Annotated in this window: 21 protein-coding genes; 15 read left to right on the top strand and 6 right to left on the bottom strand. The window is 63.2% G+C overall.

Annotated features, from left to right (window positions below; genetic code table 11):
* The 3 genes from purL to BLW56_RS04155 form a co-directional block, all read right to left on the bottom strand.
* Complete coding sequence (gene purL / locus BLW56_RS04165) at nt 1-2,244, bottom strand: phosphoribosylformylglycinamidine synthase subunit PurL (protein ID WP_093509367.1); 2,244 nt, start codon at nt 2,242-2,244, stop codon at nt 1-3.
* Nucleotides 2,245-2,328: 84 nt separating this feature from the next.
* On the bottom strand, nt 2,329-2,625 hold the full coding sequence (locus tag BLW56_RS04160; RefSeq protein WP_093509366.1) for a hypothetical protein: 297 nt from the start codon (nt 2,623-2,625) through the stop codon (nt 2,329-2,331).
* A gap of 130 nt (nt 2,626-2,755) precedes the next feature.
* Nucleotides 2,756-3,409, bottom strand: coding sequence for a hypothetical protein (locus tag BLW56_RS04155; protein WP_093509365.1), 654 nt, complete (start codon nt 3,407-3,409; stop codon nt 2,756-2,758).
* Nucleotides 3,410-3,481: 72 nt separating this feature from the next.
* On the opposite strand from BLW56_RS04155, the gene BLW56_RS04150 reads away from it, so the two are divergent.
* From BLW56_RS04150 to queA, 5 genes are all read left to right on the top strand, one after another.
* On the top strand, nt 3,482-3,745 hold the full coding sequence (locus BLW56_RS04150) for an exodeoxyribonuclease VII small subunit (protein ID WP_093509364.1): 264 nt from the start codon (nt 3,482-3,484) through the stop codon (nt 3,743-3,745).
* 45 nt (nt 3,746-3,790) lie between these two features.
* Entirely contained in the window at nt 3,791-4,672 is an 882-nt protein-coding gene (locus BLW56_RS04145; protein ID WP_256203291.1) for a polyprenyl synthetase family protein, read from the top strand.
* Nucleotides 4,672-5,178, top strand: coding sequence for a pantetheine-phosphate adenylyltransferase (gene coaD / locus BLW56_RS04140; RefSeq protein WP_093509363.1), 507 nt, complete (start codon nt 4,672-4,674; stop codon nt 5,176-5,178). Before BLW56_RS04145 ends, coaD begins: the two co-directional genes overlap by 1 nt.
* A gap of 87 nt (nt 5,179-5,265) precedes the next feature.
* Nucleotides 5,266-6,063 carry a peptidylprolyl isomerase gene (locus BLW56_RS04135; RefSeq protein ID WP_371262203.1) on the top strand — a complete coding sequence of 266 codons (798 nt, stop codon included), beginning with the start codon at nt 5,266-5,268 and terminating at the stop codon, nt 6,061-6,063.
* A 35-nt stretch (nt 6,064-6,098) separates the two neighbouring features.
* Nucleotides 6,099-7,130, top strand: a complete 1,032-nt coding sequence (gene queA, locus BLW56_RS04130; RefSeq protein ID WP_093509362.1) for a tRNA preQ1(34) S-adenosylmethionine ribosyltransferase-isomerase QueA — start codon at nt 6,099-6,101, stop codon at nt 7,128-7,130.
* 13 nt (nt 7,131-7,143) lie between these two features.
* Here the strand turns inward: queA and BLW56_RS04125 are convergent, their stop codons facing one another.
* On the bottom strand, nt 7,144-7,833 hold the full coding sequence (locus BLW56_RS04125) for a helix-turn-helix domain-containing protein (RefSeq protein WP_093509361.1): 690 nt from the start codon (nt 7,831-7,833) through the stop codon (nt 7,144-7,146).
* Between the two features lie 515 nt (nt 7,834-8,348).
* Here BLW56_RS04125 and BLW56_RS04120 point away from each other — a divergent pair.
* The 6 genes from BLW56_RS04120 (at nt 8,349) to BLW56_RS04095 (ending at nt 14,748) form a co-directional block, all read left to right on the top strand.
* A complete protein-coding gene (locus BLW56_RS04120) occupies nt 8,349-8,873 on the top strand; it encodes a hypothetical protein (RefSeq protein ID WP_093509360.1) in 525 nt (174 codons plus the stop codon).
* Nucleotides 8,874-9,018: 145 nt separating this feature from the next.
* Entirely contained in the window at nt 9,019-9,768 is a 750-nt protein-coding gene (locus BLW56_RS04115; protein ID WP_093509359.1) for a hypothetical protein, read from the top strand.
* 99 nt (nt 9,769-9,867) lie between these two features.
* On the top strand, nt 9,868-10,671 hold the full coding sequence (locus BLW56_RS04110; RefSeq protein WP_093509358.1) for a fimbrial biogenesis chaperone: 804 nt from the start codon (nt 9,868-9,870) through the stop codon (nt 10,669-10,671).
* Nucleotides 10,668-13,286: a hypothetical protein gene (locus BLW56_RS04105; protein ID WP_256203289.1), complete on the top strand. Its 2,619-nt coding sequence runs from the start codon at nt 10,668-10,670 to the stop codon at nt 13,284-13,286. Before BLW56_RS04110 ends, BLW56_RS04105 begins: the two co-directional genes overlap by 4 nt.
* A gap of 9 nt (nt 13,287-13,295) precedes the next feature.
* A complete protein-coding gene (locus tag BLW56_RS20800) occupies nt 13,296-14,210 on the top strand; it encodes a hypothetical protein (protein ID WP_256203288.1) in 915 nt (304 codons plus the stop codon).
* Nucleotides 14,211-14,334: 124 nt separating this feature from the next.
* The gene (locus BLW56_RS04095; protein WP_093509357.1) at nt 14,335-14,748 is read left to right on the top strand and encodes a hypothetical protein; all 414 of its coding nucleotides are present in this window, start codon (nt 14,335-14,337) and stop codon (nt 14,746-14,748) included.
* Nucleotides 14,749-14,820: 72 nt separating this feature from the next.
* Here the strand turns inward: BLW56_RS04095 and BLW56_RS04090 are convergent, their stop codons facing one another.
* Entirely contained in the window at nt 14,821-15,486 is a 666-nt protein-coding gene (locus BLW56_RS04090) for a helix-turn-helix domain-containing protein (protein ID WP_256203287.1), read from the bottom strand.
* Between the two features lie 222 nt (nt 15,487-15,708).
* Between BLW56_RS04090 and BLW56_RS04085 the strand changes: the two genes are divergently transcribed.
* The 3 genes from BLW56_RS04085 (at nt 15,709) to tgt (ending at nt 19,631) form a co-directional block, all read left to right on the top strand.
* Nucleotides 15,709-17,895, top strand: a complete 2,187-nt coding sequence (locus BLW56_RS04085) for an EAL domain-containing protein (protein WP_093509356.1) — start codon at nt 15,709-15,711, stop codon at nt 17,893-17,895.
* Nucleotides 17,896-17,956: 61 nt separating this feature from the next.
* Complete coding sequence (locus tag BLW56_RS04080; RefSeq protein WP_093510774.1) at nt 17,957-18,445, top strand: hemerythrin domain-containing protein; 489 nt, start codon at nt 17,957-17,959, stop codon at nt 18,443-18,445.
* A 46-nt stretch (nt 18,446-18,491) separates the two neighbouring features.
* Nucleotides 18,492-19,631, top strand: coding sequence for a tRNA guanosine(34) transglycosylase Tgt (tgt, locus tag BLW56_RS04075; RefSeq protein ID WP_093509355.1), 1,140 nt, complete (start codon nt 18,492-18,494; stop codon nt 19,629-19,631).
* A gap of 1 nt (nt 19,632) precedes the next feature.
* On the opposite strand, the gene BLW56_RS20555 is transcribed toward tgt, so the two are convergent.
* Entirely contained in the window at nt 19,633-19,803 is a 171-nt protein-coding gene (locus tag BLW56_RS20555) for a NepR family anti-sigma factor (protein ID WP_156377358.1), read from the bottom strand.
* A gap of 210 nt (nt 19,804-20,013) precedes the next feature.
* Between BLW56_RS20555 and BLW56_RS04070 the strand changes: the two genes are divergently transcribed.
* Entirely contained in the window at nt 20,014-20,805 is a 792-nt protein-coding gene (locus BLW56_RS04070) for a response regulator (RefSeq protein WP_093509354.1), read from the top strand.
* The last annotated feature ends 29 nt before the right edge of the window (nt 20,806-20,834 follow it).

The following is a 20,834-nucleotide window of genomic DNA, read 5'->3' as shown; positions in this document are numbered from 1 at the left end:
TTATGCGAGCGCCGCGTCGGCCCCCATCAGGTTCGGGAAGAAGCCTTCATGCGCTTCGCGGAGTTCCGCGAGCGTCACCTGATGATCGCTGCCTTCGAGTTCGAAGACGATGCGGTCCTTGATCGTGCGGCCGACCGGATCGACCGGCACGTCGGCGCGGCCGGCGGCGTCGAGGAAGTCGGCGAGGCAGGTGTCGCAGACGGTAACCAGATATAGCCCCTGATCCTCGCCGAAGAAGCTCTCGGCGACGCCGAAGGGCTGTTCTTCGCTGACGAGCACGCCGATGTTCGACTTCAGCGCCATTTCGGCGAGCGCCACGGCCATGCCGCCGTCCGAGACGTCGTGGCAGGCGGTGATCCAGCCGGCATTGATCGCGTGACGGATGAAGTCGCCGGTGCGCTTTTCGGCGCGCAGGTCGACGGGCGGCGGCGGGCCTTCCTCGCGGCCGAGGATTTCGCGCAGCCACACCGACTGGCCGAGGTGGCCGGCACGTTCGCCGACCGCGAGCACGATGTCGCCGGTGCGCTTGAAACCGATGCCGACCGCGCGGTTCAGGTCGTCGATCACGCCGACGCCGCCGATTGCGGGGGTGGGCAGGATCGCGCTGCCGCCGCCGGTCGCCTTGCTCTCGTTGTAGAGGCTGACGTTGCCTGAGACGATCGGATAGTCGAGCGCGCGGCACGCTTGCGCCATGCCGTCGAGGCAGCCGGTGATCTGGCCCATGATTTCGGGGCGCTGCGGGTTTGCGAAGTTCAGGCAGTTGGTGATCGCGAGCGGCGTCGCGCCGACCGCGCTGATGTTGCGCCAGGTTTCGGCGACCGCCTGTTTGCCGCCCTCGACCGGGTCGGCATAGCAATAGCGCGGGGTGCAGTCGGTCGACATGGCGAGCGCGCGGTTGGTGCCGTGGATACGGACGAGCGCGGCGTCGCCGCCGGTCTGGAGCGTGTCGGCGCCGACCTGGCTGTCATATTGTTCGTAGATCCAGCGGCGGCTGGCGATGTCGGGGGTGCCCATCAGCGTCTTGAGGTCGGTGGCGACGTCCTTGGTTTCGGGGACGTTCGTCAGCTCGGCCTGCTTCGGCGTGGGCACGTGCGGGCGATCATAGAGCGGCGCGTCGTCGGCGAGGGGGGCAAGCGGGATGTCGCAGACGATCTCGCCATGATGCTCGAGAACCATGCGGCCGGTGTCGGTGACGGTGCCGATGACCGCGAAATCGAGTTCCCATTTGTGGAAGATCGCCTTGGCGAACTCTTCCTTGCCGGGTTTCAGGACCATCAGCATGCGTTCCTGCGATTCGGACAGCATCATCTCATATGCCGTCATGCCGGTTTCGCGCTGCGGCACATCGTCCATCTTGAGGTGGAGGCCGACGCCGCCCTTTGACGCCATCTCGACCGACGAGGAGGTAAGGCCTGCGGCGCCCATGTCCTGGATCGCGACGATCGCGTCCGACGCCATCAGTTCGAGGCACGCCTCGATCAGCAGCTTTTCGGTGAAGGGATCGCCGACCTGCACGGTCGGACGCTTCTCCTCGGCATCCTCGCCGAAGTCCGCCGACGCCATGGTCGCGCCGTGGATGCCGTCGCGGCCGGTCTTCGAGCCGACATAGACGATCGGATTGCCGACGCCCGAGGCAGCCGAATAGAAGATCTTGTCCTGCTCGGCGACGCCCACGGTCATCGCGTTGACCAGGATATTGCCGTCATAGGCCTTGTGGAAATTGACCTCGCCGCCCACCGTCGGCACGCCGACGCAATTGCCGTAACCGCCGATGCCGTGGACGACGCCCGAGATGAGGTGCTTCATCTTCGGATGGTCGGGACGGCCGAAGCGCAGCGCGTTGAGGTTCGCGACCGGGCGCGCGCCCATGGTGAACACGTCGCGCAGGATGCCGCCGACCCCGGTCGCCGCGCCCTGATAGGGTTCGATATACGACGGGTGGTTGTGGCTCTCCATCTTGAAGATCGCGGCGAGCTTCTTGCCGTCCGGCCCTTCGCCGATGTCGATAACGCCGGCATTCTCGCCGGGGCCGCAGATCACCCAAGGCGCCTCGGTCGGCAGTTTCTTGAGGTGCAGGCGCGAGCTTTTATAGCTGCAATGCTCCGACCACATGACCGAGAAGATGCCGAGTTCGACGAGGTTCGGCTCGCGCCCGATCGCGTTCAGGACGCGATCATATTCCTCGGGCGAAAGGCCGTGCTCGGCGACGATTTCGGGGGTGATGGCGGGCGCTTGCTGAGTCATGGCGCGCCTTTAGCGATACCAGCGCAAAACGAACAGACCCCATGATGCATTTTGCACCATGGGGTCTGCGGTCGGAGAGAGGGTTCAGCGCGAGGCGAGGGTAGCCGTCTCGATCTTGAGCGGTTCGACGTCGCGGAGAGCAAAGCTCACTTGCTGCGAGCCGACGGTGCCGCGGACGCGGTGCTGGCCGACGCGGAGCGTGAACGGCTTGCCGGTGCGTTCCTCGACGCCGCTGATGACACGCGTATCGCCGACCTGCGTGACGCTGTAGCTGTAGGTGCTGCCCTCATGCTCGAAGCGGTTGGTCGGTGCATCCTTCGCAAGAGCGACGGACGGCGCCAGCGCGAGCAGGCCGAGGGCGGGGAGAATATATTTTTTCATGGTGCAAGTCCTTGTCTGAAAACAAAACTTGCCTTTGAGCCCCTCTCTTCTTGTGCGGTGCAACATGAATGCCGGCGTGCGCGCCGGCAATTGCAAAAAGCGGAACCGTGATTGCGTCGAAGCGAATGGGTCAGCCGGCGGCGAGGCGCCTGTTCGCCCCGGCCCATGCCGCGGTTCCCGCGAGCAGCGTATAGGCAAACAGCATCGTCGCCGGGACCGCGAGCGAATAGACGGGTTCTTTGGGGCCGAACCAGTCGACCGCCTGCGCAAAGGCCATCAATCCGGCAAGAATCCAGATCCGTGCATTCCCGCCCGGTGCCTTGGTGCGCGCCATGTAATAAAGGAATGCGCCGCCGATCAGCAGGATCTCCAGCGGCATCGCAACCAGCGGATGGTCCCAGAGTCCGAGGCCGAGTTTGGGCGGCATGCCATAGAGCGTCAGGTCGGGAATATGGACGATGAGGTCGATGAACCAGTGCGACACCACGACCAGCGCAGCGCCGATTGCCGCCTGCTTGCGCTTCGTGGCGAACCAGACGAGCGCCCCGAAAATCTTGGCCCATATCAGCGCGCCGAGCAGGCTGTGCGTATAGGGCATATGATAGAGGTCCATCGGGTTCATTGCGGTGATGCCGGGGACGATCCGCATCGCCTCTACGCCGGGGATGAGCAGTGCGGCGAAGCCGATATCGACGAGTTGCGCCGCGACGAACAGGGTTCCGAGCCCCGCCGCCTTTGGCCGGGCGGCCGCGATCAATGCCGGAGCGAAATGGCCGATGAACATGGCGCGACGCTATAGGGCAAAATCACCACGTCAAGCTTGACCGAAAGGGGGCGAAGGGGCCAAAGCAGGGCGATGACGGACACCCCCGAAACCGCAGCCACCGCCGATATCGCCTCGCTGTCGTTCGAAGCCGCGATGGGCGAGCTCGAAACGATCGTGCGGCGGCTCGAAAGCGGCGACGTCAGCCTCGAGGAATCGGTGGCGCTTTACGAGCGCGGCCATGCGCTGCGCGGCCATTGCGAGGCGCGGCTGGCCGCGGCACAGGCACGGATCGAACAGGTCAGCCTGGGCGCCGACGGGCGGCCCACGGGAACCACCCCCTTCGGCGAAAGCTGATCGACCGTGGCGCTCGTCGAGGAGGACATTTCACGCGGAAGGCAATTGCTGCTGTCCACCCAGGCAGAGGTCGCGGCCGGGATCGATACGTTGTTCGACCATCTGCTCGCGGTTCCGCCCGATCCGCGCGGTCCGCTTTATGAAGCGATGCGCCATGCCGCGGTCGCCGGCGGCAAGCGGCTGCGGCCGCTGCTGGTTCGCGCGGCGGGTGATCTGTTCCACGTCGACCGCTCGCTGACGCTTCGCGTCGGAGCCGCGGTCGAGGCGATGCACGTCTATTCGCTGATCCACGACGACCTGCCGTGCATGGACGATGACGATATCCGCCGCGGGAAGCCGACGGTGCACAAGGCGTTCGACGAGGCGACGGCAGTACTCGCGGGCGACTCGCTCCATGCCCTCGCGTTCGAATGGCTGTGCGATCCGGTGACGAGCGCCGATCCGTTCGTGCGCGCCGAACTGTGCTGCGAGCTTGCGCGCGCCGCGGGTCCGGCAGGCATGGCGGGCGGGCAGATGATGGACCTCGCCGCCGAGACATCGAACTTCGACCTGCCGACGGTGACGCGGTTGCAACAGCTCAAGACCGGCGCGCTGATTGCCTTTTCGGTCGAGGCGGGCGCGATTCTCGCGCGGATTCCGGCCGAGGGCCGCCGCCCCTTGCGCGGTTATGCGCGCGATATCGGCCTTGCTTTCCAGATCGCCGACGACATCATGGACGTCGAGGGCGACGAAGCGCTGGCGGGCAAGGCGCTGCACAAGGATGACGCCGCGGGCAAGGCCACCTTCGTCACGCTGATGGGGATCGAGCGCGCGCGCGAACAGGCGGGGCTGCTCGTCGAACAGGCGATTGCGCATCTCGGCGGCTTCGGCGAAGAGGCGGCGCTGCTGCGTGCGATCGCGCATTATGTCGTGGAAAGGGACCGTTGATGCGGGTGGGGGTTTATCCGGGAACGTTCGATCCGATCACGCTCGGGCATATGGATATCATCCGCCGCGGTGCGAAGCTCGTCGACCGGCTCGTTATCGGCGTGACGACCAACATCGCGAAGTCGCCCCTGTTCGACGATGACGAACGGATCGCGATGGTAAAGGCCGAAGTCGCGGGAATCGACGGTGACATCGAGGTCGTCGGTTTCAATTCGCTGTTGATGGATTTTGCCGATGCGCAGGGCGCGTCGATCATCATCCGCGGCATTCGCGGCGTCACCGATTTCGAATATGAGTATCAGCTGACGGGAATGAACCGCCAGCTCAACGCGCGCGTTGAAACCGTCTTCCTGATGGCCGATGTCAGCCTGCAGCCGATCGCTTCGCGGCTGGTCAAGGAAATCGCGATCTTTGGCGGCGATATCCATAAATTCGTGACCCCAGCCGTGCGCGAGGCGGTCGTCAGCCGTATCGCCGAGCGGGGGCTCCTTCAGGGCGAGCGCTGACGCCGATCATTGAGCGTTCAGCTTTTTCCCGCTAGGGCGCGCCATCAGGGCGCAAATCCAGTCTATTCTTCTAAAGGCCGATCCAGCATGACATCTTCCTTCCGCCCCTTGGTACTTATGGCGATGGCGTTCGGTCTTTCGGTTGCGGCCGTGGCACAGGAGGCGCCGCCCGCGCCCGCCCCGAACCCGGAGGAAAGCCAGCCGGCACCGCCGGTCGAAGCGCCTGCTCCGGCCCCGGTCGACGTACCCGCTGCGCCGGCGACGAATGAGACCGCGCCCGCTGCGGACGTGCCCGCGGTGCCGACGATGACGCCCGACCAATATATCAACAACCCCGAATATATGCTGAACCTCGACCTTTCGACGGGCGGCCGGGTTGTGGTCCAACTCTTTCCCAATGTCGCGCCGAACCATGTCGACCGCATCAAGCAACTCGCGCGCGCGGGCTTTTACGACGGGATCAAGTTCCACCGGGTGATCGACGGCTTCATGGCGCAGACGGGCGATCCGTCCGCGACGGGACAGGGCGGATCGCAGCTTCCGGACCTGAAGGCCGAATTCAACCCGACCCCGCATCTGCGCGGGACGCTGTCGATGGCGCGCGCCGAGAATGAGGACAGTGCGAACAGCCAGTTCTTCATCATGCTCCAGCCGCGCTTCTCGCTCGACCGCCGCTACACCGCCTTCGGCCGCGTCGTTTCGGGTATGCAATATATCGACGCGATCCATAAGGGCGAGCCGCCCGAAGTGATGTCGCGGATGGTGCAGGTGTCGGTTGCTGCCGACAACAAGCCGGTGCCGCCCGCCTCGATGCTGACCGAAGCCGTGCCCGCACCCGCGCCCGAAGTGACGGTCGACGAGCTCAACGCTCCGATCAAACAGTAAGCGCGGGCGCGCGCCGTCCGGAATACGATCCAGCCATGCGCGTCGACGCCTTCGATTTCGATCTGCCCAATGAGCGCATCGCGCTCCGTCCCGCGCGGCCACGCGATGCGGCGCGGATGCTCGTCGTCGATGGCGGTACGATGGTCGATGCGGGGGTAACCGACCTGCCGGCGTGGCTGCGCCCCGGCGACTGCCTCGTCTTCAACGATACGCGCGTCATTCCTGCGCAGCTCGAGGGGTGGCGCGGAGAGGCGAAGATCGGCGCGACGCTGCACAAGCGGATCGATCTGCGCCGCTGGCAGGCGTTCATCCGCAACGCCAAAAGGCTGCGCGTCGGCGAGACGGTCGATTTCGGCGCGGGCGTCGAAGCGCTCGCCGAGGAGCGGCTGGCCGACGGCAGCTTCATCCTTGCCTTCGCCGGCGACGAGCCGGTCGAAGTCCTGCTCGAACGGGCGGGGACGATGCCGCTGCCGCCCTATATCGCGGGCAAGCGGCCGACCGACGAAGACGACCGCAGCGACTATCAGACGATGTTCGCGCGCGAAGACGGCGCGGTCGCGGCACCGACCGCAGCGTTGCACTTTACGCCGAAGCTGATCGAGGCGCTCGCGGCGGCCGGGATCGCGAGCGAAACGCTGACGCTGCATGTCGGGGCGGGCACCTTCCTGCCGGTGAAGGCCGACGACACCGAAGATCATGTCATGCACGCCGAATGGGGGCGTATCGACGCCGACACCGCGGCGCGGCTCAATGCGGTGCGCGCGGCGGGCGGCCGCGTCATCGCGGTCGGCACCACCAGCCTGCGCCTGCTGGAAAGCGCGGCGCAGGATGACGGCATCATCGTGCCCTTCGCGGGCGACACCGCGATCTTCATCACCCCCGGCTATCGTTTCAAGGCGATCGACGGGCTGATGACCAATTTCCACTTGCCGCGCTCGACCTTGTTCATGTTGGTCAGCGCCTTGATGGGATTGGAGACGATGCAGGCGGCCTATGCCCATGCCATCGAAGAGGGCTATCGCTTCTATAGCTACGGCGACGCGAGTTTATTGTTGCCGCCCCGATAGGGCAGGCGAAGCGTCAATATTCGATCGTGATCTTGACCTTGCCGGGCTCGACGCCCGCGAGCGCGGCGATCTCTTCTCGGCTCGAGCGGACCAGCGCATGCATTTGCTGCGCGCTCGCCGCGGGGTCGCCATGTGCGGCCGAGGGCTCGCCGGCAAGCAGTTCGCGTTCCGAAATGCCGAATGCGTCGGCCAGCATCATCAGATTGCTGCGCCGCGGAACGGTCTTGCCGCTTTCCCAGGCCCAAATGCTGGGTTTGCTGAACCCGGTCCGGTCCGAAAGTGCAGCGCGGCTGAGTCCGCGTTCCTTGCGGAGACGGAGCAGGCGCTGCGCCAATATCTCGCCGCCATCGGGCGTGCGGGCGGGGTCGACGTCGCCTGGAAGCGGGTTGCGTAGCTGCGCCGCGCTGAGCGCCGCGCGCGACAGCGGCCGGTCGAATCGGCAACCGGCGAGCGCTTCGCTGCGCCAGACGACCGTGGCCGCGGTATCCGGCGCTTCGGGCAGTGCCAGCGTGAGCCGCTGGTCGATGGCGAGATCGGACGTTGTCTCGATCAGCATGCCGGTCGCCGACAAATTGTGGATCAAGACCGTGGCACCCTCGCTGTCGCCGAGCGATCCGGGCGCTTCGAAGCGCATATGCATGCGGGGAGCGCCGCGCGCGCTATCGGCGGTCTTCTGCTCTTCGATCATCGCATGAATGGCCATGGTCCAGCCCTATGCGCGGTGATCGGTTGTCGAGTGGTTAATGGGCGGCTCCGCATCGCAAGCCCATGCGCCGCCGGACCTTTGGCAACAAGGTCCACTCATCCCCGCCGGGGCGAACTGTGTGCGGCTTGCGGCAGGTGAATCGCCAAATCGCCGCGATTCTCCCCCAGATTTTTGCGATTCGGATTAACTTTTGACCAATTTCAATGTTAATAATTAATCTGTCGCTGTCCCGATTCTGAACAGGGGTGCTTTCTTCCTATGCGCGACACGCGCGCGATTAACCCTCGTCAAGCCCGAAAAAGTCTGGATTCTCGTTTGAGATGAACGGCGTTGCGTCCCCGGATTTTCGGCCGGGGCCTTTTAGGGGGTGCCGTCCCAAGTTAATTTCTGTACTAAGTTTTTATTAACAGACGGATTGATGAGTCGGTTGCAACTCATCGGGCACGGGGGTGCCAAGAAGGCCAGCCGCAAAGCGGGGCCCGAACCGTCAGGAAATTTTGGGGGTTCGTGTCATGAGATTCATGATTTTTGCGCTTGCGGCGGCGGCTTTCGCTGTGCCTGCGAACGCAGAAGAAATCCGGAACGTCAAATCGCTCGATATCGCGGTGAGCGGTGCTGTTCGCCAGCATTGCGCGATGGGCAGCATCGGAAATATGGATTTCGGCAATCTGGAACGTCGCGGCCTGGGCGTCGAAACGCAGGTCGCGCTCGACTGCAATGTCCCCTTCACGATGACGATCAAGGGCGCTCACGGCGGGCTGACGCATAGCAGCATGCCGGGCGGGCAGGGGCCGTTCAGCGGCACGCTGCCGTACAGCCTCGCGGTCGAAATGCCGATCCGGTATCCGGCGCAGCAGATCATCAGCCGTTCTTTCAACAGCCGCCAGCTTTTGTCGGGCGGCATCATTTCCAGCAACGGCGGCATCGCCACCGACGGCATGCGACTGTCGGTCGAACTTGGTCAGCCCTCGGGCGAGGCCGGGCTGCTCGCCGGCGAATATTCGGAAACGATCACGATCACCGTCGCTCCGATTTAAAGAATTCGCCTGCGGCTTCGTCGCGGGCGGAATTAGACCGGAAGGGCAGGCACCGATGTCCTCCCGGTTTCTCCGACCAGCCGGTGCAAAAGATGCCTTCGTCCGTGGTTTCGGGCGGCGGCGACAAAATAGAGGGAAGAAGATTATGAAGAAGATTCTTACCGGCGCGATTGCCGCCATCGCTCTCGTGGGCGTTGCTTCGCCCGCCGCCGCTCAGCAGACGAATGAAAATCACTATGCCGGCATTCCCGTTCTCGGCAATGTGACCAATCCTTCGTTCGGCACCACTGCGCTGAATATCGGCGTCCTCGCCGGCATCGGCACGCGCTACACCGCCAATGCGGGTGCTTCGAGCAACGTCGGCACCGTCGGCAACGTCGATGTTTCCTTCACCCTGAAGGGCGCTGTGAGCAAGGACTGCTCGTTCTACGCCGGTAACAATGCTAGTGCGACCACGCTCAACTTCGGCACGATCGGCATCCAGGCTGGCAACAACGTCAACGTCAGCGACGCCTTCGAAATGACCGGTCCGGCTGCTGCGGTTGTGACTTCGGCGACCGCTGGTTGCAATTTCCACAACAACGTCAAGATCGAAAAGAGCAGCGCTTCGGGCATGGTCAACACCAATCCGACCCTGTCGTATGACAGCAACCAGTTCCAGGCCAACATCCCCTATCGCGTCGATGCCGCTTGGACCGGTGTTCTCGGTGGTGCGGGCGCCGTTGCTGGAACGCCGCAGTCGCTCAGCGTCTCGGAAACGCAGCTCACCAACACCATCGGCCAGGGCGCTTGGCGTTCGGGCATGATCCTGACCTTCCTCGCTCCGGTCGCCGCCAAGGCGCTTGTCGCGGGCCAGTATGAAGGCACGACCCGCCTGACGCTGACCGCGCTCTAAGAGCAAGCGGTAAGTTTGGAGAAAGGGGAAAGAGCGATCTTTCCCCTTTCTTTATGAATCAATGCAATTATCCGGCCCTTCGCAGGGAATGGGGGAAATATGACGAAGATGCTCGCGCTGAAGCGCCAATGGCGGGCTATGCTCGCGATTCTGGCGGCGATCTTCGTCTTTGTTCCCGCGGCGCTCGCGATGCGCGTGACGCCCATGGTCCTCGAAATCGATTCGCGCGGCACCAGCACCGCAGCACGAATAGAGGTCCAGAATCTCAACAAGGGCAATATGCCCTATCAGGTTCGCATCCTGCACCTTGAATTCGGCAAGGACGGCAGCATCACCGAAACGCCGGCCGACGACAAATTCCTGGTCTTTCCGCCGCAGGGCGCGCTGCCGCCGGGCGGACGCCAGGTGATCCGCCTGCAATGGGTCGGCGATGCCGAAATTGCGGCCTCCGAAGCCTATTATGTCTCCGTCGAGCAGCTTCCTGTGACGCTTGAGCCCGGGTCGAAGGAGGGGCTCGATGCCCAAGTACAGGTGCTCTACAATATGCGCGCCTTGCTTGTCGTCGCGCCTCCCGGCGCGAAACCCGATGTCAGCGCGCTGCCTGCGCGCCAGTTGAATTACCAGCCGCCCGCATTGCCGGGCGCAACCGATCAGCCGCCGATGCAAGATGGGGTCGAGGTCACGCTCACTAACGCCGGGCGCCGTCATGCCATGATGTCGAATTTCGGCTGGCGGCTTGAGGGCAAGGATCGTGAAGGCAAATATCTTCGCGTCGATGTCTCGTCCGACGAACTGATCCAGGCGATCGGCACCGGTTATGTTCCCGCGCTCGGCGAGCGGAGCTTCCGCCTTCCCATCCCGGGCTTTGGCCCCGATCCGATCAAGATGACCTTTATCCAGTGAGGGTTGCCAGGTTTCTCTGTTCGGTCGCGCTGCCCGCGATCTACGCGGCTGGCGCGGCCGCGCAGGTCTCGATCCCCCTGCCGTCGAAGCCGCCGGCGGCTGGGTCGCAGACGCCGATTCCGCTTCCGGGCGGCCCGCTCCCCGCGCCGACCCCGGCGCCAACGCCGGCACCGCTAGGGCCGCAGTTGCCGATCGGCCCGCACGGGCGGCCCGACATCAACCCCTACGACCGCGACATCGATATGACGGCGCCGCTGACGTTTATGAACAGGTCGCTGGGCGATATCCCGATGCGGCTGACCGCCGACGACCGATTCCTGCTCGATGCCGCGGTTTTCGTCAGCCTGATGAAACCAGTCCTCAATGACGAGGCGCAGGCATCGCTGGCTGGTCGCTTGCAGGGACTCGAACAATTCGGCCCGGACGACCTCGATCGCACCGGCGTTCAATTGACCTACGACCCCAGCACGCTGGCCGTGGTGGTTGTGCAGGTCGACCCCGACCAGCGTTCGGTCGAAGACCTGTTCGCGCCGCCGCGAGCCGACCTGAACGATGTCTCGATGCAGCCCGCTGGATTTTCGGCGTTCCTGAATCTCAACGTGATCGGAACGCATGTATGGGAGGCCAGGGAGCGCCAGCCCCCCACGGTCAATTTCGATGGTGCGATCCGGCTTGGCCGTTTTGTGTTCGAAGGCGATGCACAGGTTGGCGAGCGTATCGGCCTGACCGACAGCAAATATCGTTTTACGCGCAACTATGCGCGTGTCGTCTTCGACCAGCCGGAGGATTATCGGCGCTGGTATCTGGGCGATCTCGATACCGAAACGCGGGGGCTGCAATCCTATGTCCAGATGGGCGGTATCGGGGTTTTGCGCCAGCGCCGCCGCTTCAATGCCTTTCGCTCTGCCGTGCTGCAGGCCGACCGACAACTCGTCGTGCAACGCGAATCGACCGTGCGTTTCCTGCGTAACGGGACGCTGTACCGCGAAATGCGCCTTCAGCCGGGCCGCTACGATTTCAGTTCGCTGCCGCTGATTGCGGGCAGCAACGATATTCAGATCCAGGTCACCGACAACAGCGGTGCGGTGCAGAATCTGGCATATCAGCAGTATCTCGATCCGATCGATCTCGATCCCGGCGATTTCGAATATGGCGCCTATCTTGGCCCGACGAGTCGAACCTTTGACGGGGCGCCCGATTATCGCGGGCCGATGGCGTTCTCGGGCTTTTTCCGCAAGGCGTTTTTCGACGCGCCGGCGGTTGGCGTGGGTGTCCAGGCAAGCAAGGACGTCCAGACGCTGACGGGCCAGACTCAATTTGTTCTGCCCAACGGCGGTCGCATCCTGCTGGACGGAGGCGCCAGCCATTCAAAGTCGGCGGGCGCCGGTTTTGCGGGTGGCGTCGGGTATGAACATTTTTTCGACAACGGCGCCACGTCTGATACGCTGACCGTCCGCGGCGATTATTTTTCGCCCCGCTATGCCACTTTGGGCAATGTCGACGCGATCAATACCTCGGCACTCACGCTGAGCGCACAATATACGCGCATGTTCAGCCAGAAGCTGATGGTGTCGTCCAATGCGTCGTACATTCAGGGGCGAAACGGATATGGCAAGACCTATCGGGTCGGATCGACCGCCAATTACCGCTTGGACCGGCAGTGGACCATGCGCGGGGGCGTCGACTACACGCGCTATCCCAGCGGCTTGGGAAGCCGGAACGGCATCAGCTTCACGGTCGGGGTGGTGTTCCAGCCGAATTACCTGCGCCGCGCCGAGGCCCGCTATGAGAGCCGCGAGAAGCTGGCCGAGCTCTCTTATAATCAGAGCAACGAGAATCTGATGAACAGCTTCGGCTTCGGCGGCGTGGCGGCTTATGAAGACGGGCAGACGCGCGCGCAGGGCTATGCGACCTATTCGGCCAATCGTTTCGACGCCGCCGTCAGTCACGCGACATTCGGTCCCAGCGTCTCGCGCTTCGGCGACGTCAACGCCACGACCGTTCGCGTCGGAACGACGATCGCATACGCCGATGGCATGTTCGGCATCGGTCGGCGGGTCAACGACAGTTTCATGTTGTTGAAGCCCTATGACAATCTCGGCAAGCGCAGCGTCGTTGTCGGCCAGACTCTGGCGAAGAACGACTATGTTGCCCGCAGCGGCGCGATGGGGCCGGCGCTTTACAACTTCCTCGGCTCTTATGTCCCTCAATCGGTCCAATATGACGTCGAGGATGCGCCGCCGGGATATGACATCGGTACAGGTGTGGTGCGCGTCAATCCGCCCTATAAGAGCGGCTATGTCGCTCGCATCGGGACCGATGCCTTTGCCACGGCCATGGGCACGCTCGAACTCGGCGACGGCAAGCCGGTCTCGCTTATCGGTGGCCGGGTCACGATGCTAGACGTGCAGGATAAGGACGCGCCGAAACCGATTCCGTTCTTCACCAACTCGGTGGGACGTTTCGCGGTGCCAAGCCTCACACCCGGACGCCGTTATCTGGTAGAGACCTATGGCCCGAACGGGACGATAGACAAGGCGTTCGAATTTACCGTGCCAGCCGACACCGACGGTCTGGTGAAACTCGGCACCGTTCTTCGCGGTTCGAAAAATTAGGAGGCCATGATGCTTCGCCATTTCCTGACTGTTGCAGCGGCATTGACGGCCACATCGGCTTTTGCGCAGGCGGGCCCTGCTCAGGCGCCGATGCAGACCGACTGCCTTGTTCGCATGAGCGCGGCTCCGGCCGCATGGATGCTCCGCGGGTACGACCCATTCGGCGGCGAGACGCCGCAGGCCACGTTCAACATCACTTACATCAACGGTGGTGGGTCGGAATGCCGCTTTACGCCGTCGTTCGAGACGAACCAGCAGACCTTCGGCCTGTCGAAAGGGACGGGCAGGTCGATCGGCTATGCGCTGCTCAACCTTACAGACTCGCAGGATGTGACGCCGCGTGCAGGACGTTCGCTGCGCACGGCATCGCAGCGCGAACTGGTCCTTGCACCGAACGAGAGCAAGACGTTCCTGTATAAGCTCGTCGCCAATCCCGACGATGTCCGCGATTCGGGCACTTTCACCCAGGATATCAGGATCGAGGCGCAGGATCGCAGATTCCGCTCGCTCGGTGGTACGCAGATTGTGCTGGGCCTCGAAGTGCTGCCCTCGGCCCGCATGGGACTGTCGGGCGCATATTCGATGGCCGACGGCCACGCCGTTGTCGATCTGGGCGAGCTGCGCCCCGGGGTTGCGCCGGTACCGCTGCACCTGCGTGTAAACAGCACGGGCCAATATGATCTGCAGGTGACGTCGGCGAATTCGGGCAAGCTGCGTCTTGGCGCAAGCGATTGGACGGTCCCCTATTCTGTTGCGGTGGGTGGCACCTCGGTCAATCTGTCGGGCGCCGGCCGTGTTTCGGGACCGACCGGCAGCGGTTATCGTCGTGACTCGCTCCCCATCCAGTTCGTGATCGGCGACACCTCCGATCGGCGCGCCGGAACGTACAGCGACGTCATCTCGATTTCGGTCACCGCGCGCTGATACGCACCCACTTCGATCGCGACTCTTGAGCCGGATTCCGGCGCGCTGCCTTAACTGAATGTTAGATTTGCGAGCCTAAACAATCATCCAACAGCTTCGGCCTACAGGCGGAAAGGTTTGGCGGATGATTCAGAAATTCTCGCTCGGCGTTGCGAGCTTCGTGCTCGTGGCGGCACCGACGACCGCCATGGCGGCGACGTTCGGTTTCAATCTCAGTCTGACGGTTCCGGTGCATTGCACGGTCCAGCATCAGGCGACGGGGTTCGGCGCGATTAACGGCAATGCCGTGTCGCTCGGCAGCTTCCGCGAATATTGCAACGCGCCGACGGGCTATGATCTTGTCATCAACTATGCCCCCGGTTCGCTGGAAGGCACCCGGATCATCGCCGGAAATGACGAGATCATTCTTAACGGATCGGGTCACGCCGTGCTCAGCCGCGCGACGGGTCCGCGGATCAGGGAGCGGCCGATCGCCGCGGTTCCGGGCGAAGAGGGTTTCGACACCGATCGCTTCGAGCTGACGATCATTCCGACCTGACGACGGCCGGATGACGGCAAGCACAAACCCTCCGGCGATTCCGGAGGGTTTTGTGTTGCGCGAGGGTCAAGGTCACATTTCGATCGTGAACCGGATCTTGTCGGGGCTGACGCCAGCGGCCCTGGCGATTTGCGCCTTGGCCCGCTCGACCAGCGCGTTCAGATTTTCGGCCTCCCCGACGCCGAGAAGTTCAGCGATTTCAACGCCGAGCGCGACCGACAGAGCTTCCATCCGGCCGGCCTTGGGCCGTGCCTTGTCAAGTTCCCATGCGGAAATCGACGGCTCGCTGACTCCGAGCCGGAGGGCGAGCTGTCCCTGCGTCAATTCCCGTGCCGTTCGCAGTCGCTGCAGGCGGAGGCCAAAGCTTTCAGCGCCGGGGGCGGGTTGGTCGTCGGGCACGACTGCGTCCGGCCTCACCACGCTGCGTAGCTGCGCAGCGCTGAGCGTCGCTGGCGAGATCGGCATTTCGAACCGGCATCCGGCAAGGTCGCCGCTGGTCCAGATCACTCGCGTGGCGGTTTTGCCGCTGTGCGGCAGATTGACCTCGATGATTTCGCCGATTTCGAGCGACACTTGGCTTTCAACGAGCAAGCCTGTCGCGGAAATATTGTGAACAAGTGCCTCGATCTCGGCGCCCGTCGCTTTCGATCCGTGAAGCGGAAGCCGCAATTGCCGTCGCGATGCACGGCCGCTTTCGGCCGCTCGAGGGGTATTGTTCAGATACACAGTCATCGCCATGCGCACACCCATCGCGAGGCTAACATTAACTTTTGGCTTCGCGAAAAGGTTAATAGGGGAGGGGTGCTAAAAGTCACGACGCCCATCCTGCATCGCAGAGGTGAGATAGCGACAACCCACTCAAATGAAACCGTTTCCGGAAAACCCTTAGATATTTACTCTATCGCAATGCCTTGCCTGCATAGCGGCCGGGGTGTGGGGATCAGGTGAAGAGTTGGTTTAATGGACGGGCCATCGCGGATTAATTCCGACGAGCAAGCGAAGGACGAGGCGAGCGAAAGCGCGCGCGGTTTTTTCCGCCTGCTAGGCGCCCGCACCGGAAAAGCGCGCAGCGATATTTCGGCAAGCCTGGATACCCAAGAGGCGCTGCTGCTGCTCCAGAATTATGAGGAAAGCGGGCAGGGGTGGTTCTGGTCGACCGACGACAAGGGGCGGTTGACCTATATCACCGATTCGGTAGCGCGATTGATGGGGCGCACGACAGGCGCGTTGCTCGGTACCGCCTTTACCGACCTTTTCCTGCCCGTCGACAGCCATGGCGAGCGCCAGCGGACACTGCCTTTCCTGCTGACGAAGCAATCGAAGTTCGACGATTTGCCGCTGCGCAGCGCTTTCGAAGGCGACGATCGCTGGTGGGCGATATCGGGCCGGCCGCAGTTCGACGGCGGCGGCAATTTCAGCGGCTATCGCGGCAGCGGAACCGACGTGACCGCGCAGCGCCGCTCGGCCGAAGACGCGTCGCGTCTGGCGCTATATGACTCGCTGACCGGGCTCGCCAACCGGTTCAACATCTCGAAAAAGCTCGACAAGACGCTGGCGGCCTTTGCGCAGCAGCAACGGTCCTGCGCGATCATGCTGCTCGACCTCGATCGGTTCAAGCAGGTCAACGATACGCTCGGCCATCCTGCGGGCGACGCGCTGTTGAAGCAGGTCGCCGAACGCCTGCTCAAGATCGTCGGCGACAAGGAGATGGTCAGCCGCCTTGGCGGCGACGAATTCCAGATCATCCTTCCCGACATCGAGGATCGCGGCAAGCTGGGCGACATGGCCGCGGATATCATCGCGAGCCTGTCGCAGCCATATTCCGTCGAGGGCAGTCGCTGCATCATCGGCGCTTCGGTGGGGATCGCGATCGCGCCCTTCGACGGCTTGAGCGGAGACGAACTGGTCCGCAACGCCGACCTCGCGCTCTATGCGGCCAAGGGGAACGGCCGCGGGCGGTTCAGCTTTTATTCGAGCGACCTCCACACCGCGGCCGAAGATCGTCGCGCGCTCGAGGATGATCTGCGCGACGCGCTGACACGGAACGAGATGGCGCTGATTTATCAGCCGGTCGTCAATGCCAAATCGAACATGGTGAGCGGGGTCGAGGCGCTGATCCGCTGGACCCACCCCGACCGCGGTGTGATCTCTCCAGCGGTCTTCATTCCGATCGCCGAGGAAGCCGGGCTGATCTGGAAGATCGGCGAGTGGGTGCTGCGGACGGCGTGCGAAGATGCGGCGAGTTGGCCGGGTGACATGCGGGTAGCGGTCAACGTCTCGCCGATCCAGTTCGCCAACGAGGAATTGTCGAAAGCGGTTGCCAAGGCGCTTGCCGCGACCGGCCTCTCGCCGGACCGGCTCGAACTCGAAATAACCGAAAGCGTCTTCCTGGGTGACACGGCCGAAACAGCGCGGATGTTCAAGGCGCTGAAGGCGCTGGGGGTTCGTCTGGCACTCGACGATTTCGGTACCGGCTATTCCTCACTCGCCTATCTGCAATCGGCGCCGTTCGACAAGATCAAGATCGATCAGAGCTTTGTCCGCGACGCGACGATTCCCGGATCGCGCAATGCCGCGATCATTGCCGCGATCGTCGCACTTGCCGAGGCGCTGGAAATGGAGACGACCGCCGAAGGCATTGAATCGCTCGACCAGCTCGAACTCATCCGCAAGCTGAACGTCAGCCATGTCCAAGGCTATGTTTACAGCAAGGCGGTGCCACAGGCCGAGTTGCTCGAACATGCCGAGGGGACGTGGACGATCAAGCCGGATGGCCCCGCGCGCCAGCGCAACGACCGTTTCTCGCTGTTCCGCAAAGTGGGCGCGATCCACGACAATCATCGTTATGCCGTCGTGATCCGTAACCTGTCGACCACGGGTGCCTTTATCGAGGGCCTGCTCGACGTGCCCGTCGGCACGCGTTTTGTGATCGATTTCGGTGAGGGGCAGCTCGTCACCGCAACGGTCCGCCGTTCGATGAAGCATCAGCAGGGCGTTGAATTCGAGCAGACGATGGTCAGCGACGGCAATGGCGGGCTTTGTACGCGTCACCGCGTTTCACCCTATCTGATCGCGGCGGCGACCCAGTCCACTTCGGCATTGGCGCTGCCGTCGTTTACGACGACGAGCGACTGGAAAGCGGCTTGAGGCCGGAACCGCCGCTTCGTTGAATCGTTTCCTCTCCGACCGCCAATGGACGGAGACGAACATGACCGAGACCAAAATCTTTGCGCGACTGAAGGCCGATCACGACCGGCACCGCGAGCTTCTCGACCGGATCGACGCGACCCAAGGCGATAGCGACGAGCGCCGTTACCTGTTCGAGACGTTTCGCGTCGAGGTGACTGCGCATGCCGCGTCCGAAGAGATGTCGCTCTATGCGACAATGCTCGCCAATCCCGATTTGCGCGACGAGGCGCAGCATAGCGTTGCCGAGCATAAGGAAATCGAGGATTTCCTGACCGAGCTGTACGAGATGGATTTTTCCTCGACCGGCTGGCTCACGCGATTCCGCACGATGAAGGAACGCTACCTCCACCATATCGACGAGGAGGAGGAAGAGATGTTCCCCGAGGCTGAAAAGGGACTGTCGGACGCGAAGAAACGCGAGCTCATCAAGATATTCGAAAAGCAGAAGCCGAAGGAAAAGGCGAAGGCGGCAGAGGAGGAGCCGTCGAGCGAGCATGCCAAGGCCTGACCGGCCGGCTCGACTTTTGGCGCCCGCGCCGTCATAGGCGCGCGCCATGAGCGACAGATTCACCTTTTCCATCGCCGCGACCGACGGCGCGGCGCGCACGGGAACGATCCGGATGCAGCGTGGAGAAATCCGCACGCCGGCCTTCATGCCTGTCGGCACCGCCGCAACGGTGAAAGCGATGCGCCCCGCCGAAGTGCGAGGGACGGGCGCCGACATCATCCTTGGCAACACCTATCATCTGATGCTGCGACCGACCGCCGAGCGCATGGCGCGGCTTGGCGGGCTCCATAAATTCATGGGCTGGGATCGACCGATCCTGACCGACAGCGGCGGTTATCAGGTTATGAGCCTGTCTGCGCTGACCAAACAGAGCGAGGAAGGCGTCGCGTTCAAAAGCCACCTCGACGGATCGCGCCACATGCTGACGCCCGAACGCTCGATGGAGATCCAGCGCCTGCTCGGCAGCGACATCGTGATGGCGTTCGACGAATGCCCGCCGAATGGTGTCGACGCCAAGCGCGCCGAGGCGAGCATGGAGCGGTCGATGCGCTGGGCGGCGCGCAGCCGCGCGGGCTTCGATTCCGGGGAGGAACATGCCTCGCGCTCTGCGCTGTTCGGCATACAGCAGGGCTCGCTCGACGAGAAGCTGCGCGCGCGTTCGGCGGCGGCGCTGACCGACATCGGGTTCGACGGCTATGCGATCGGCGGACTTGCCGTTGGCGAAGGGCAGGAAGCGATGTTCGGGGTGCTCGACTATGCGCCCGCGCAGCTGCCCGCCGACAGGCCGCGCTATCTGATGGGCGTGGGCAAACCCGATGACCTTGTTGGCGCGGTCGCGCGCGGCGTCGATATGTTCGATTGCGTGTTGCCGACGCGGTCGGGGCGCAATGGTCAGGCGTTCACCCGCGATGGACCGATCAATATTCGCAACGCCAAATTCTCCGAAGACCAGGGGCCGCTCGATGCCGATTGCCGCTGCCCGGTATGCACCACCTGGTCGCGCGCCTATCTGCACCATCTCGTCCGCTCGAACGAAATGCTGGGCGCGATGCTGATGACGCAGCATAATCTGCATTATTATCAGGATCTGATGCAGGATATGCGCGTGGCAATCGGCGCGGGTGCGTTCGCCGCGTTCCAGAGCGATTTCAACGCGCGCTACAAGCGCGAGTCAAAGGGAAGCTGAGTCAGTCGAGCTTGCCGAGCAGATCGAGCAGCGACTGGGGAATATCTTCGTCGACGGTGGATTCATACGCGCGGCGCAGGGCGCCGTTGACGTCCTGCCCCTTGGCGGAAGGTTTTTTATCCGCGTCCTTTCCGGAGGTCTCGCTGCGCGGCGAACCGGTTTTAGACGACATTATCGAAGCATCCGCTGGACATGGGGCCTTTTGCTAACCGCGCATACACCAAAGAGCAATGGCGCGTTTGTTCCTTCGCGATGAAACTATTTTCGCGCTAAATCGTTCCCTATCGACGAAATATATTGGATGATGCCGGGAAAGTGGAGAGCGCTGTCCCTTTTTCGGACGCGTCCATCGATGTTTATGCGGGCTATCAGGAGGTAAAATATGTCATTGGGTCAGTCGGTTGCGCCGCATCTTCCCTATCTGCGGCGGTATGGCCGATCCATCTCTGGTAGCCAGCCAAGCGGTGACGCGTTGGTCGCGCGGTTGCTCGAGACATTGGTCGCGAACCCCGGCGCAGTCGATGTCGGCGCCGACCTCCGCATCCAGCTGTACCGGATGGTCCACGACAATTTCGGCCTGATGACCGAGCAGGCGGCGGGTGGCGAAGCACCGTCGAGCGACATCGCGATCGCCGACGCCCGCCTGCGCCGCATTCCGTCGCTCGCGCGGCAGGCTTTGCTTCTTACCGCCGTCGAGGGTTTTAGCGTCGAAGATACCGGCCGCATCATAGGCCGCGATGCCGAGGCGGTGCGCGGCCTGATCGCCGATGCAACCGACGAGATCGATCGCCAGACCCGCGCACGCATTTTGATCATCGAGGATGAACCGATCATCGCGATGGATATCGAAATGATTGTTCGCGAACTGGGCCACGATGTCGTCGGCGTCGCGACGACGCACCGCGAAGCGGTCGACGAGGCGCAGAAGCACCAGCCCGGCCTTGTGCTCGCCGATATTCAGCTCGCCGACAACAGTTCGGGAATCGAGGCGGTGCAGGAAATTCTGACCGACCTCAAGGTGCCGGTCATCTTCATCACCGCTTTTCCCGAACGGTTGCTGACCGGCGACCGGCCGGAGCCCGCATTCCTGCTCACCAAGCCGTACCAGCCCGCGACGTTGCGCGCCGCCATTTCGCAGGTGCTGTTCTTCGACGAAAGCACGATCCCGGCCTGAACCGTTTCCGCCCGCCCTTGTCACGCGCC

Source organism: Sphingopyxis sp. YR583, from assembly GCF_900108295.1.
In the GTDB taxonomy this organism is placed as follows: Bacteria; Pseudomonadota; Alphaproteobacteria; order Sphingomonadales; family Sphingomonadaceae; genus Sphingopyxis.
The sequence above is the reverse complement of the archived record's forward strand: the minus strand, read 5'-3'. Positions and strand labels throughout refer to the sequence as shown.

Excerpts from the sequence above, each read along its gene's own strand:
- BLW56_RS20555 (WP_156377358.1), bottom strand. The coding sequence starts at position 19,803 with ATGTCGTCTAAAACCGGTTCGCCGCGCAGCGAGACCTCCGGAAAGGAC.
- BLW56_RS04125 (WP_093509361.1), bottom strand. The coding sequence starts at position 7,833 with ATGGCCATTCATGCGATGATCGAAGAGCAGAAGACCGCCGATAGCGCG.
- purL (WP_093509367.1), bottom strand. The coding sequence starts at position 2,244 with ATGACTCAGCAAGCGCCCGCCATCACCCCCGAAATCGTCGCCGAGCAC.
- BLW56_RS20800 (WP_256203288.1), top strand. The coding sequence starts at position 13,296 with ATGCTTCGCCATTTCCTGACTGTTGCAGCGGCATTGACGGCCACATCG.
- BLW56_RS04080 (WP_093510774.1), top strand. The coding sequence starts at position 17,957 with ATGACCGAGACCAAAATCTTTGCGCGACTGAAGGCCGATCACGACCGG.
- queA (WP_093509362.1), top strand. The coding sequence starts at position 6,099 with ATGCGCGTCGACGCCTTCGATTTCGATCTGCCCAATGAGCGCATCGCG.
- BLW56_RS04090 (WP_256203287.1), bottom strand. The coding sequence starts at position 15,486 with ATGGCGATGACTGTGTATCTGAACAATACCCCTCGAGCGGCCGAAAGC.
- BLW56_RS04095 (WP_093509357.1), top strand. The coding sequence starts at position 14,335 with ATGATTCAGAAATTCTCGCTCGGCGTTGCGAGCTTCGTGCTCGTGGCG.
- BLW56_RS04155 (WP_093509365.1), bottom strand. The coding sequence starts at position 3,409 with ATGTTCATCGGCCATTTCGCTCCGGCATTGATCGCGGCCGCCCGGCCA.
- BLW56_RS04160 (WP_093509366.1), bottom strand. The coding sequence starts at position 2,625 with ATGAAAAAATATATTCTCCCCGCCCTCGGCCTGCTCGCGCTGGCGCCG.
- BLW56_RS04120 (WP_093509360.1), top strand. The coding sequence starts at position 8,349 with ATGAGATTCATGATTTTTGCGCTTGCGGCGGCGGCTTTCGCTGTGCCT.
- BLW56_RS04150 (WP_093509364.1), top strand. The coding sequence starts at position 3,482 with ATGACGGACACCCCCGAAACCGCAGCCACCGCCGATATCGCCTCGCTG.
- BLW56_RS04070 (WP_093509354.1), top strand. The coding sequence starts at position 20,014 with ATGTCATTGGGTCAGTCGGTTGCGCCGCATCTTCCCTATCTGCGGCGG.
- tgt (WP_093509355.1), top strand. The coding sequence starts at position 18,492 with ATGAGCGACAGATTCACCTTTTCCATCGCCGCGACCGACGGCGCGGCG.
- BLW56_RS04115 (WP_093509359.1), top strand. The coding sequence starts at position 9,019 with ATGAAGAAGATTCTTACCGGCGCGATTGCCGCCATCGCTCTCGTGGGC.
- BLW56_RS04135 (WP_371262203.1), top strand. The coding sequence starts at position 5,266 with ATGACATCTTCCTTCCGCCCCTTGGTACTTATGGCGATGGCGTTCGGT.
- BLW56_RS04110 (WP_093509358.1), top strand. The coding sequence starts at position 9,868 with ATGACGAAGATGCTCGCGCTGAAGCGCCAATGGCGGGCTATGCTCGCG.
- BLW56_RS04085 (WP_093509356.1), top strand. The coding sequence starts at position 15,709 with ATGGACGGGCCATCGCGGATTAATTCCGACGAGCAAGCGAAGGACGAG.
- coaD (WP_093509363.1), top strand. The coding sequence starts at position 4,672 with ATGCGGGTGGGGGTTTATCCGGGAACGTTCGATCCGATCACGCTCGGG.